Annotated in this window: 6 protein-coding genes; all 6 read right to left on the reverse strand. The window is 35.2% G+C overall.

All coding sequences use genetic code 11. From position 1 onward, the window contains the following. Position 1: 1 nt before the first annotated feature. On the reverse strand, positions 2-928 hold the full coding sequence (locus ABYI63_RS06120; RefSeq protein WP_372754516.1) for a type IX secretion system membrane protein PorP/SprF: 927 nt from the start codon (positions 926-928) through the stop codon (positions 2-4). Positions 929-938: 10 nt separating this feature from the next. Beyond that, positions 939-8519 carry an immunoglobulin-like domain-containing protein gene (locus tag ABYI63_RS06125; protein WP_372754518.1) on the reverse strand — a complete coding sequence of 2527 codons (7581 nt, stop codon included), beginning with the start codon at positions 8517-8519 and terminating at the stop codon, positions 939-941. Between the two features lie 35 nt (positions 8520-8554). After that, positions 8555-9073, reverse strand: a complete 519-nt coding sequence (locus tag ABYI63_RS06130; protein ID WP_372754520.1) for a hypothetical protein — start codon at positions 9071-9073, stop codon at positions 8555-8557. Positions 9074-9601: 528 nt separating this feature from the next. Continuing rightward, the gene (locus tag ABYI63_RS06135; RefSeq protein WP_372754522.1) at positions 9602-11521 is read right to left on the reverse strand and encodes an OmpA family protein; all 1920 of its coding nucleotides are present in this window, start codon (positions 11519-11521) and stop codon (positions 9602-9604) included. A gap of 10 nt (positions 11522-11531) precedes the next feature. Then, positions 11532-12467, reverse strand: coding sequence for a type IX secretion system membrane protein PorP/SprF (locus ABYI63_RS06140; protein WP_372754524.1), 936 nt, complete (start codon positions 12465-12467; stop codon positions 11532-11534). Positions 12468-12480: 13 nt separating this feature from the next. Continuing rightward, positions 12481-14150 (reverse strand): HYR domain-containing protein (locus tag ABYI63_RS06145; protein WP_372754526.1); only part of this gene is annotated, 1670 nt, incomplete at its 5' end.

The raw sequence follows: 14150 nt of genomic DNA on the forward strand, positions 1-14150 counted from the left end.
ATTAGAAATATCTAGGTGATTTTAATTTTGAACTTAAGAATTTGAATTCGTACATAAGCAGTATTTCATGCGTACCCGTAGTGTAATTAGCAATTTCTGAAATAGGTTTTTCATAAGCATAACCTATTCGTAATTGTCTGGATATTTGAAAATCTGCAATACCACCAATAGCAGCTGTTAATTCATTTATTCTATAGGAACCTCCTAACCATAACTTTTCATTAAACAAAAAGTTAGCCGTTAAATCGAACGAAACGGGAGCACCATTAGTAGCTTTAACTAAACCAGCTGGTTTAAATTTGATGTTTTTACTTAAATCGATAACGCCACCTACCGTGAAGTAATAACTTAATCTATCCAAAGCTTCAAAACCTTGTTCTGTGTTTTTATCGGTATTTAAAACTCTAGGTGTTGATAAACCCGCATAAATTCGTTCATTACTCCAATAAAGACCAAGACCAACATTAGGAGTCCATCGATTTTCTATGCCATAAATATAATCATCAATAACTATTGTAGGGTCATTTCGAAAATCGGAATCTAAGCTATATTGTGTGAATCCACCTTTTATACCAAAGGCTAATTTCCCAGTCCTTCCGGTTGGAATACTGTATGAAAAATCACCGTACAGATACGTAAAGTTTTCAGGTCCTAAATCATCTTCAATAAAAGATAAGCCAACACCCACACGATCATTTCTTAAAGGCGTGTGTATGGAAAGGGTTTGTGTTATTGGACCGCCCTTAAAACCAACCCATTGGCTTCTATGTAATCCAACAATACTTAGAGCTTCTCTACTACCAGCGTATGCTGGATTTATGGAGATTGTATTGTACATGTACTGTGTGAATTGCGGTAATTGTTGTGCAATCCCAACCGTACAACTAAACAATGCAAAAGCGATTATATTTTGTTTTATAAATTTCATTGGTTAAGGTTTATTTGGTTCCTAAGTAAACTGGTCCAGTAAATGGTGCCAATCCGCTGTCTTTTAAAGTTACTATGTAGTAATAAGTACCGTTAGGTAATTTACCTGCATTCCCAACAGATTTTTTACTAGCATTACCCGTCCAAGCATTGGCTGGAGGCGTTGATTTAATTTCAACAGAATTAACTAAAGGGTAGTTCTCGGAATCAAAAACTAAAGCTCCCCATCTGTTGAATATTTTAACATCGGCAACAAAACCACATAAATCAATTCCAGATATATAGAAGAAATCGTTAATAAAGTCTTCATTTGGGGTTACCGCTTTGGAGATAACAACATCGTTTTCACCACATGGCAACACAACACAATCCGCATTAATATTCATGGTTACATTGGTAATGGTAATGCACCCATTATCCGTAGTGGTATATCTGAATACGTAATCCATACCGCCATCTTGTGGAAGAAAATCTTCACTAAGCTCCAATAACGTTGGGTTGAATATGCTTCCAGTTAATGTTGCTGCAGGGTTTCCTTCAATTAATTCCCAAGTACCATTTGTATTGATTGTTCCGGAAATTAAGTCGTTTAAGTTAATAATGCCGTCATCAAAACATCTGTCATCAGCAACTATGTCAGAAATGATTTCATCTAATGTTACATATAGTGTTTGTTTATACTCTGCTTCGTTATTACATTCGTCTTTTACAACCCAAGTTCTAACTATTTCGTAATCGTTATAAACACCTTCTACATATGTGTTTGTTTCATTAAATACGATTGAGATGTTCGATGAAGAAGAACAGTTATCGGTAAAAGTTAATTCCGGAGCTTCAGGTATGTTTGTACAGCTAACATTTAATTCTGTTTCAAAGTTAGTAGTAGGCTGAGGAGCTTCGTTATCTTCTACTGTGATGATTTGTGTGTGAGTTGTTGTTAACCCACATTCATCTGTTGCTGTCCAAGTGCGTATAACAATATAATTGTTTGGACAAGAACCATTCGTTCTAACTTCGCTTACTGTTACAATGGCATCACCACAATTATCGGTAGCTGTTAATGTTTCGGTAACAGGTACCTCATCACATGCTACAGTCATATTGGCAGGAAGATCTATTTGATCAAAAGTTGGTGCTTTTGTATCTCTTACCGTAATAACTTGTGTGTGAGTTGTTGTTAATCCACATAAATTTGTTGCAGTCCAAGTTCGAGCCAAAGTGTAATTGTTGCCACAATTTCCATTTGATTTTACATCAGTTACCGTAACGGTTGCAGAACCACAATTATCGGTAGCAGTTAGTATTTCTGCTGTTGGAACAGCATCACATTCTACTACTAAGTTTGATACTGGTAGGGATTCAACAAAAACAGGTGGTGTTATATCTTGAACAGTAATGGTTTGGATGTGGGTTTTTGTTAATCCACATTCATCGGTTGCAGTATATGTACGTGTTATGGTATAGTTGTATTCACAACTTCCGTCCGTTCTTACATCGGTTACAGTAACCTCAGCAGTTCCACAATTATCCGTAGCCGTTAACATTTCAGGTTCTGGTATAGTGTTACATTCTACAATGATGTTGGCAGGAAGTGTTGTTTCCACAAACTCAGGCGCAGTTGTATCAGAAGTTGAAATAATCTGATTTGCAGTTGCCGTATTTCCACAAGTATCCGTTGCAGTCCATGTTCGTGTTATAGTATAAGTGCCTGAACATGCCCCTTCGGTTATATTATCGGTATAACTTACCGTTGGGTTAGTATCACAATTATCAGTAGCAGTAGCAGTACCAAAAGCCAAAGGAGATAAATCATTACTACATTCTGCTGTTACATTAGCTGGTAAGGAAAGTACAGGAGCAGTAGTATCTTCAACTGTAATAGTTTGAGATATTTCGCTAGTATTTCCACATTCATCTGTAAATGACCATTTTCTAGTTATAGTAATTTTACACAAATCGGAATTATCGATTTCATCAGTTCCAACAGCAGTAATTTCACCACCACAAATATCATTAGCTGTTAAACTACCAGCAGCAGGTACATCTGCAATGCACTGATATGTTATGTTTTCTGGAGCATTTGGAGCTGTAGGTGCCGTTTCGTCAACAATAGTAAAGGTTGCAGTAGTTGAACTAGTGTTTCCACAAGCATCACGAGCTGTAAAAGTTACTAGCGCGCTGCCAGTTAAGCCACAATTATTAGTTAATTCGGTAAAATTATTTGACCAAGTTATATTGCTACATGCGTCTGAAGCTTCAGCACCTCCATTATTGGATAACCAGGTATTTAGATCACCAAGATTTCCACTACCATCGCATTCAACTGTTAGGTTAGAAGCTTGTGTGGCAATAATAGGAGCGTCTGTATCTTTAATTAAATATGACGCAGTTGTTGAACTAATATTTCCGCATTCATCACGCGCAATGAATGTTATGGTTATGGCACCATTATCACATTTCACAGAATCATCGGCACCATAGTTATTTGTCCAGGTTACATTACCACAATTATCGGTAGCTGTAGCACCAGCATTGTTAGTTAACCAATTAGTTAGGGCGGTTTGTGTATCATCTACACCACATTCTACCTCTAAGTTAGTAATATTAGTGTTGTCTATTACTGGAGCTGTGTTGTCTTCAACTGTAATTGTCTGAGTAAATTCTGAACTAGTATTGCCACAACTATCAGTGAAATTCCAAGTACGGGTTCTGATGTATGCATTTCCACAATTTGGATCTGCAGTAGTTACATCATTAACTAAAACTAAATTAGGTGTTGTGGAGCAATTGTCTGTAGCCACAGGAGACAGTGCTAAGGCTGTTGCCATTCCAGAAGTATCGCTACATTCCAATGTGGTATCTAAACTACCAGCAACTGAAGTTATTATAGGAGCAGTAGTATCTTGAATAGTAATGGTTTGTGTGAATTCAGAGCTGGTATTACCACAGCCATCAGTATAATTCCAAGTACGCACTCTTACATATGAATTAGCACAATTGACAACGGTTGTTGTTATATCACTAACTAAAGCAAGGTTTGGGGTTGCATTACAATTATCAGTAGCCATTGGAAATAGTGCTAAAGCATTAGTAATTCCTGAATCATCACTACATTCTAGGGTAGTATCCAAGCTACCGGGAGCGGTAGTAATTATAGGAGCTGTTGTATCTTGAACTACGATAGTTTGAGTAAAGGTTTCACTCGTATTGCCACAACCATCAGCAAAATTCCAAGTACGTATTCTTACATATGCACTAGCACAATTGTCATCAGCTGTTGTTACATCGCTTACAAGTATTAATGCAGCCGTAGAACAATCATCCGAAGCCGTAGGAACAAGTCCCAAAGCGTCAGAAATCCCGGTGGTATCACTACATTCTAAAGTAGCATCCAAACTGCCAGGGATAGTATTAACTGTTGGAGGGGTATTATCTTTTACTAGATATGTTGCAGTAGTTGTGCTAGTATTTCCACAAGCATCTCTAGCGGTAAATACTACTGTAATGGCACCATTGTCACATTTTACAGAATCATCAGATCCATAATTGTTTGTCCAAGTTACATCACCACAGCTATCTGTAGCAGTAGCGCCTGCATTATTCATTAACCAGTTTGTTAAAGCTGTTTCCGTATTACCTATACCACATTCTATTTCTATGTTAGCTGTATTAGTATTATCTATGATTGGCGCTATCGTATCTTGAGTTGTGATTATTTGGTCTGCTGAAGCAGCGTTACCACATTCATCTGTAGCGGTCCAAGTTCTGGTAATTATAACGGTATTACCACAAGAACCAGCTTGCGAGCTATCGCTTTGTGTGATTGTAACATTACCACAAGCATCGGTTGCAGTAGCTACACCTGTTGCAGCAGAGGAGGTATCTGCAGTACATTCCACCGTCGCATTAGCGGGAATGATTAATGTAGGCGCTGTCGTATCTTGAGTTGTGATTATTTGGTCTGCTGAAGTAGAATTACCACATTCATCTGTAGCGGTCCAAGTTCTGGTAATTATAACGGTATTACCACAAGAACCGGCTTGCGAGCTATCGCTTTGTGTGATTGTAACATTACCACAAGAATCGGTTGCAGTAGCTACACCTGTATTAACTGAGGATGTGTCAGAGATACATTCCACAGTAACATCTTGAGGGACATCTATAATAGGATTTGTAGTGTCCGTAATTGTAAATACTGCACTAGTAGAGGTTGTATTTCCACAAGCATCAGTCGCAGTAAAAATAACAGTAGCAGAACCAGTTTCTCCACAATCATCACTTAATGTTGTGAAATTATTAGACCATGTCACAGTACTACAAGAGTCACTTGCTAGAGCCCCTCCATTATTACTCAACCATGTGTTTAAATCACCAATATTTCCAGCGCCATCACATTCAACAGTTAGGTTTGATGCAGAGGTAGTTATGGTTGGATTGTCTGTGTCTTTTATAAGATAAGTTGCTGTAGTAGTAGCAAAATTCCCGTAAGGGTCACGAGCTGTAAAAGTTACGGTTATAGCACCATTATCACATTTAACAGTATCATCATCACCATAATTATTAGACCAAGTAACAGAACTACAACTATCAGTAGCTGTAGCACCAGCATTGTTATTTAACCAATTTGTTAAAGCAGTTTCGGTATCGCCAACACCACATTCAATTTCAATATTAGCAGTATTCGTATTGTCTATTACAGGAGCAGTAGTATCTTGTACGGTTACAGTTCTAGTCACTTCAGTTGCACTATTACCAGCAGAATCTGTTACATTATAAGTAACGGTGTAGTTACCAGGAATATTCATATTAACATCACTATCATTGATTGTAACGGTTAGACCTGATTCACAATCTGAAACGGTTGCACCTAATTCAACATAGGAATCGCACGATTCTAAAATCTGAGGATTCGCACCAATTAAAGTTATAACGGGAGCAGTAGTATCTTGTACAGTTACAGTTCTAGTTACTTCAGTTGCACTATTACCAGCAGAATCTGATACATTATAGGTAACGGTATAATTGCCAGGAATATTCATATTAACATCACTATCATTGATTGTAACGGTTAGACCTGATTCACAATCTGAAACGTTTGCACCTAATTCAACATAGGAATCGCACGATTCTAAAATCTGAGGATTTGCACCAATTAAAGTTATTACGGGAGCAGTAGTATCTTGTACAGTTACATTTCTAGTCACTTCAGTTGCACTATTACCAGCAGAATCTGTTACATTATAGGTAACGGTGTAGTTGCCAGGAATATTCATATTAACATCACTATCATTGATTGTAACGGTTAGACCTGATTCACAATCTGAAACGTTTGCACCTAATTCAACATAGGAATCGCACGATTCTAAAATTTGAGGATTTGCACCAATTAAAGTTATAACGGGAGCAGTAGTATCTTGTACAGTTACTGTTCTAGTTACTTCAGTTGCACTATTACCAGCAGAATCTGTTACATTATAAGTAACGGTATAATTGCCAGGAATATTCATATTAACATTAGTATCATTGATTGTAACGGTTAGACCTGATTCACAATCTGAAACGTTAGCACCTAATTCAACATAGGAATCGCACGATTCTAAAATTTGAGGATTTGCACCAATTAAAGTTATAACGGGTGCGGTAGCATCATCTATAGTTATAGTTTGTGTAACATCAATTGAATTATTACAATCATCCGTTACACGGTAAGTTCTAGTGATTATTTCAGGATTACTATTTCCATCTGAAACATCAGAAATGAATGTAACAGTAGGGGCTATACCAGAATTATCTGCCTCATCGGTTACCACTAAAACATCAGGTTCTGGAACTTCGGATAAACACTGCACAGTAATAGGGCTCGGGTTGCTAGCCGTTGGTGGTTGATTCACAAAGTCTTGGTAGTCAATTTGCACAACAAAAGGCTCTGTAATTGGCTCACCGGTACAAGGAGGATCACTTTCATAACCATATATAAAAGGAATATTATCAAAGGTTTGACCTGAAATTGCACCTTCACCACTAAAAAAACCATATAGTTTTAATTCTTTTTGTTCCGGATCGCTGATTAAAGCGGAACAATTGGTAGTTACAGTAAGCGTAAGTTTAATTTCAGCTAGCAAAGTACTTGGATCTGCTGGAAGTGGAAGGGTTCCTAAATCCCATGTGATATACCCAAATGGATACGTAGCATTAGGCTCATTAATTACAGGAACACCAGCAGTAGTAACTGAATCATGTACAAAAGTAGTGATATTTAAATCGCTGCCTTCCATTAAATACTGTGGAAGCGGAAGTGTTACTATGGTATTATTTGTAGCCTCAGTACCTTGGTTTCTGATTTCTAATTTAAAGTTTTCTGAATCGCCTGGCGATAGAGGGTTCACGTTTCCAGAAGCAGTTGTTAAAAGGCCATTTGGTTCTGGGATATAGGCATCAACCGAAAAGGTGATGTTGAATATAATGTAAGTGTCTTGTGTGGTTCCAAAATTAAAAGAAGTTGAAGTCTGATTATTTGTAATAAACTTGTTGTTGGTATTCTCAACATCAAACATGGCAATATCTAGACCGGTATTATTAGCGTAATTTGGGTTTCGAGCATTTCCACCTGTTACAATGGACGAATTAAAAAAGTTGACTGCAGAGTTATTACTGTGAGCAAGTGGTTCATAAACATTTAAATCTTGTCGTAGCATTCTGAAATAATCACCAGCATAGGCAATATCTCCTTCACCAGCCATAACACCTAATTTCAGGTTTACATTGCCATTTTGAACAGCATTAAAACCAGTTACATCTAAGGTGCGACTAGCAATACCTGTTGGCACATACGCATGACCATCAAAAACGGTTATATCTCTCCACTTCATTTTAGAATTTTCGTATACCACGACTAATCCCCATCCACCATAAAAACCAGTTCCATCAGGATTTCCTTCTCTTAGAGCTATATCGGCAACAAAATAATTACCTATACCGTTTTGTCTTACATAACTAGTAACATCTGCATATGCAGAATACATATTTCTATCTTCACCATTTGTTGGAAAAGCAATACCAGAAGCAGTTACTTCAGTGTAAGTTGAGGCTAATGGACCTTTAATAGAAACTTTACGTTTGTTGTATGATTTTGTTACTGTAGCTCCTGTTGAAATTTGTTTTGTTACTGTAAATGTTTCGGTATCAGTTTGATTGTCGCCAAAAGCTCTACCTGTCCAATACAAACCTGCATAAATAATTTTTGAACAATCGGGAATTGCTCCATTTTCTGTTGAAAACGTTAAAAATGCAGAAGAGGAGTTTAAAGTGCTATCATCGTTATCAATATCAACATATTCCATGTCGTTCCAATTTGATTGAGAAGTAGGGTAGGTGTACCCTGCCAACTTCAAATTGGTATTTCCTATCATGGTAAAATCTCCTTTGATATTGTAATTAGTCTTTGTAGGGGTTTCGCTAGAACTTCTTGGCGTAAAGGGAACGCGTGGTGCCTGGCTATAACTAATAGAAATACCTACAAACAAAAAAGCAAATAGCATCAATTTAATTGATAGTTTATTTACGAATGTCTTTTTAAAGTATAGTTGTTTCATTTTTTAGTCTTTTAATGGATCTTAGCTTTTAGTTTTTAGGATGGAATTTCAATTTTATAGAAAATTCTAATATTAGAATTAGAACGAATAAACTCTTTTATTTGAGATTCTGTACATTGAAAAGAACAAACGATATAAACATATTTCAAATTACTAAAACTATTAGCATTTGTTAAATCAACCTTTTTGTTTAATTCCTGAATTGAATTTAATTTAATGGTGACTAACTCAATATGATTGAAATCGGTATTATTTTGGTTTAATAAACCCAAAGATTTCGAATCATTGAATGTTAGTTTCGAAGATTTATTGTTATTGTTTTTCTTAATGATTTTATCATTAGCATAAGAAGTAGGATGAATCTTAAATGCCAAATCATAAAAATTTTCTCGGTCATTAACTTTCGTTTTTTTAGCCGTATCCTTTAAAAGGGTAGCATTGTTATTTATTTCATAAATGCCATTTTCTTGTGCATTTCCTTCAATAGTTATGAATAACGAGACGCAAAGAGATAATAAAAACGAATAAAACGTAAGAGTTAATTTATTTTTCATAGCCAATAAGGTTTGTTTTTTTATATTCTAAAATATGTTGTTTTTTAGGTACTTAGCGCACAGTTAAAGTCGGCAAAGAATCTAAAGGTCGATTATTAATAAAAACGGTAAAGAGGTTTTCGAGGGAAAAAACAGTAAATGCGAGGGAGATAGATTTAACTACAATGCTATGTTTATTTACAAAAATTAGATTTGGTTTCATAATATTAACATTAAGTAGGGTTATCAAATGAACGTATTTGTTTCATGTTTTTCAAAAAAACGTGTTATAAAACTTATAAACTCGATAAAATGATTAAAATGAACCTGAAGTGCTAAATGTAAATCGGTTTAAGGAGATCACTTTTTATATGAAAAAACCAATGTTTTCATAATGAGATTGATGAGGTGATTTTATGAATTAAAATGATAATGATTTGATCTTTTATTCATTGTTAAGTAATTGGTTTTCAGAATTTATTTTATAAAAAAAAACACCTAAACCGAGATTGGTTTAGGTGTTTTTAAAAGTAATTTATGAATGGGAAATTATTCCTTTTTTATGATTATAAATTGTGTTCTTCTATTAACCGCATGTTGCTCTTCTGTACATTTTGTCGTGTTGTCGCAGTTATTTAACAATTGCGATTCACCATACCCAATTGCACTTTCAATTCTGTTTGCTTGTATTCCTCTGGATAGAATATAATCTCTAGATGACATAGCTCTTTTGTTAGATAAATTTAAATTGTATTTATCATTTCCTCGACTATCCGAGTGAGATTCTATTTTAATAATCATGTTAGGGTACGATCTTAAAATATCAATAACTTTTTCTAATTCATATTCGGCATCCGTTCTAATATTTGCCGTGTTATAATCAAAGTAAATTGGGTTAACAGCTATTTGATTGTCCTTAATGAGCGGATCCAGAATTAATTCTACAGTATTCGTAGTTCCATCTTTTTCATCTAATTCAATTTCTTTACTAAAATCTACAAAATCAGGTTTGCTGGCTAAAACTATAATGGTATTATCACAGCTCGTTTCCAATTCATATGCACCATTTTCATCGGTTAAAACTTCACTTATTGTTTTTCCATTTTTATCTATGAGTTTAACGGAAACATTGCTTAAGCTTATGTTGGATTCTTTATTTATTGCCGTACCTTTAATTATTTGGGTACATTTTCTAGGGTAAAAGCTGTAAATATCATCATTGCCTTTACCATCTGGTCTGTTGGAAGAAAAGTATCCTCTTTTGTTTTCGTTAGAAGTGTCTATAAAGAATGCAAAATCATCATACCCACTGTTGTAAGGTACTCCTAAATTTTCTGGTTCAGCTGTTTTGTCTTTTAAAAAATTTGATTTAAATATGTCTAATAATCCAAGATTTAAGTGTCCGTCCGATGAGAAATAAAATAAACTGTCTTTACTCACAAAAGGAAACATTTCCCGCCCTTGAGTATTTATTTTATTACCTAAATTTCTCGGTTTACTATATTTGTTATCACCCAGAATATCCACTTCATATATATCTGTTTGACCAAAACCACCATCTCTATCTGAAACGAAGTATAAGGTTTTATTATCTGCACTTAAGGCTGGATGCCCTGTTGAAAATAGTTCATCATTAAAGGGTAATTCTTTAATGTCTTCCCAACTATTATTTACCAATGTTGCTTTATAAATTTTTAAATGGGTAGTTCCTTTTTCATCATAATTTAGTTTTTTGTTTCGCTTTACATTGTCTCTTGTGAAGTAAATTGTTTTGCCATCGTTTGTAATGGCTACAGAGGCTTCATGATATTCCGAATTTATATTTGATGATTTTATATAATCTACTGTTCCTAAGGCTATTTCTGCGTTCTTTTCTGTAATTGGTACCTGATATAAATCTAAAAAGGGTTCTTTATTCCAAGCGTAAACTTTCGTTTCGTTTGTGCCTTTTGATGAAGCAAAATACAATTGCCCATTATGAATGTAAGACCCAAAATCGGATTGATCTGTGTTAATTGGTAAGTTAACTACTTCAATAATGGTGTTACCTTTGGTGGTTAACAATTCGTTATATCTATCTATGTTATTTAGGTTATAATCTTTTGCTTTGCTATCATTGTTTTGAAGTTCTACAAACTTTTTTAGCCATTTATTACTTTCATCGTATTTTCCAACGCTTTTTAAAGTTTGTATGTATTTAAATAAATATTCAGGCGCTATTTTTTTATACTTATTAACTGCTTTGCCATACCAAAAAACAGCCTTTTCCGATTGGGAGTTGTTGTAATAGCAATCGCCTAATCGGGTTAAAATGTGTTCATTGCTATCTCCTTTTTTAACGGCGTTTTCATATAATTCACTTGCTTTAACAAAAGCATAATTATCAAAAAACTTGTCAGCTAATTTGCTCTGAGCCACTAATACATGAGTGAAACCTATTAGTATTATTATTGAAAAATTTGTTTTCATAATTAAAGTTTTAGAAGAATCTAGGCGATTTAATACGTTTGCTTTTGAACAGTTCGTACATTAATAGTATTTCGTGCGTACCACTGGTATAAGTCCTAATCTCTGATACTGGATATTCATAGGCATAGCCTAGTCGTAATTGTTTTGATACTTGAAAGTCCGTTATAGCTCCAAAAGCAGCTGCAGATTGATCAATTCTATACGAACCACCTATCCAAAATACTTCATTAAATAAAAAGTTAGCAGTCATATCAAAGGATAAGGGTGCTCCATTAGTAGCTTTTAACATTATGGCTGGTTTAAATTTAGTAGAAGCTGATAGGTCTAGAACATAACCTCCTGTGAAATAATAACTAACACGCTCTAGGGCAACATAATCAACAGTGCCTTTACCGCCTTTATTATAATCTGTATTTAAGATTCTCGGAGCCGAAAGACCTAAATACCATTTATTAGTATGAAGATAAAGTCCGAGCCCCACATTTGGACTCCATCTATTTGAAACATCATCAAAAAAGGAATCGGTTGTAACATCAGGGTCATTTAGTATTTCATGGTCTAGACTATAATGGGTTAGGCCACCTTTTAAACCAAAAGCAAGTTTTGTTTTCTCATTCACAGGTATGGTATATGAGAAATCGCCATACAAATACGAGAAGTTTTCATATCCCAGCTCGTCATTAATAAAAGACAAACCGATGCCAACTCTGTCATTGTTTAAAGGAGAATGTATAGATAATGTTTGTGTTGTAGGGCCTCCTTCCAATCCTACCCACTGACTTCTATGTAAACCAACAATACTTAAGGTTTCTCTACTTCCAGCATATGCCGGATTGATTGAAATTGTATTATACATATATTGTGTGAATTGGGGGAGTTGTTGTGCTAAGCTTATCCCGCAATTGAATAAAATAACAATAAGAATGTTAAACTTTCGTAACTTCATGATGATATAAGTTTTATTTAGTTCCAACGTAGAATGCTTTTGCAAAAGGCTTCAATCCGCTATTTTTTAAATTAATTATGTAATAGTATGTTCCGTTTGGAACCTTATCTGCTTTGCCTACAGACGAATTATGTGCAAATCCGTTCCAATCATTTTTATAATTAGAATTTTCATAAATTTTAGCTCCCCAACGATTGAATATTTGTATTTCAATTACGAAATTACAAGACTCAATCCCTGTGACTTCAAAGAATTCATTACGTGAATCTCCGTTAGGTGTTATAACTTTTGATATTTCAACATCTTCTTGTCCACAAGGGTAAACTACACATTCATCATGAACATCAATGGACAATTCTATGGTATGTAAACATCCATTAAAAGAAGTTGTATAACTAAATTTATAATTACCTAATGCTATGTTGTCGGTATCGAATATGTTATCATTTAATTGGGTGGACCCTTCTAAAACAACCCAAGATCCATTTAGTTGATTATTTGGTAAATAATCGTCAAGGTTTACTACACCATCATCTATACATACTCTATCGGAAACTTGAGAAACTAAATTGTTCAAAGTCACAGCAATGGTTTGTTTGAAAATGGCTTCGTTCTCACAAGTGTCTGATACAGTCCAAGTTCTAACTATTTCATAATTTGAATTCGAAGTACTATATGTGCTAGTTTCAATAAAATCCACATTTATATCGGTAGAACAATTATCTGAGAATTCAAGTTGAGGCACTTCAGGAATACTTTCACAATTTGCGGTTAATGATGTCTGTAAATTGCTTACTAATTCAGGTGCTTTTGTATCTTGAACGGTTATTAATTGAGTATGTGTAGCAGTAAGACCTCCATCGTCCTTAGCGGTCCAGGTGCGTTGAATTATGTAGCTATTTGTACAATCACCATCAATTCGAATTTCGCTAAAATTCACATTAACAGTTCCGCAATTGTCTATTGCCGATAAAATAGCAGGCTCAGGAATTTCATCACACTCAAATGTTCCATCTACTGGAAGTGCTTCAACAAACTTAGGCGAGTGTAGGTCAATAACAGTTACAGTTTGCGTACAAGTTGCAGTATTTCCAGCAGCATCCGTTACGGTCCATGTTACTGTAGTATTACCTATTGGGAATGAGGCAGGCGCATCATTAGTAATAGTTGCATTCGGACAGTTATCCGTAAAAGTTAGTGTTCCTAAAGTAACATTAGAAGCTAGGACTTCACAAGTATCAGCATCTACAGGAACAGATACTGTAGCAGGACATTCCGTAATAACAGGTTTAATGTTATCAGTTACGGTAACAGTTTGAATACAAGTTGCTTCATTTCCAGCGGCATCCGTTACGGTCCATGTTACTGTAGTATCACCTATTGGGAATGAGGCAGGTGCATCATTAGTAATAGTTGTATTTGGGCAGTTATCGGTAAAAGTTGGTGTTCCTAAAGTAACATTAGAAGCTAGGACTTCACAAGCATCAGCATCTACAGAAACAGAAACTGTAGCAGGACATTCTGTAATAACAGGTTTAATGTTATCAGTTACGGTAACAGTTTGTATACAAGTTGCTTCATTTCCAGCGGCATCCGTTACGGTCCATGTTACTGTAGTATCACCTATTGGGAATGAGGCAGGCGCATCGTTCGTAATTGTCGCATTCGGACAGTTATCGGTAA

This window comes from Mariniflexile sp., from assembly GCF_041583155.1.
GTDB lineage: Bacteria > Bacteroidota > Bacteroidia > Flavobacteriales > Flavobacteriaceae > Mariniflexile.

Excerpts from the sequence above, each read along its gene's own strand:
- ABYI63_RS06120 (WP_372754516.1), bottom strand. The coding sequence starts at position 928 with ATGAAATTTATAAAACAAAATATAATCGCTTTTGCATTGTTTAGTTGT.
- ABYI63_RS06125 (WP_372754518.1), bottom strand. The coding sequence starts at position 8,519 with ATGAAACAACTATACTTTAAAAAGACATTCGTAAATAAACTATCAATT.
- ABYI63_RS06130 (WP_372754520.1), bottom strand. The coding sequence starts at position 9,073 with ATGAAAAATAAATTAACTCTTACGTTTTATTCGTTTTTATTATCTCTT.
- ABYI63_RS06135 (WP_372754522.1), bottom strand. The coding sequence starts at position 11,521 with ATGAAAACAAATTTTTCAATAATAATACTAATAGGTTTCACTCATGTA.
- ABYI63_RS06140 (WP_372754524.1), bottom strand. The coding sequence starts at position 12,467 with ATGAAGTTACGAAAGTTTAACATTCTTATTGTTATTTTATTCAATTGC.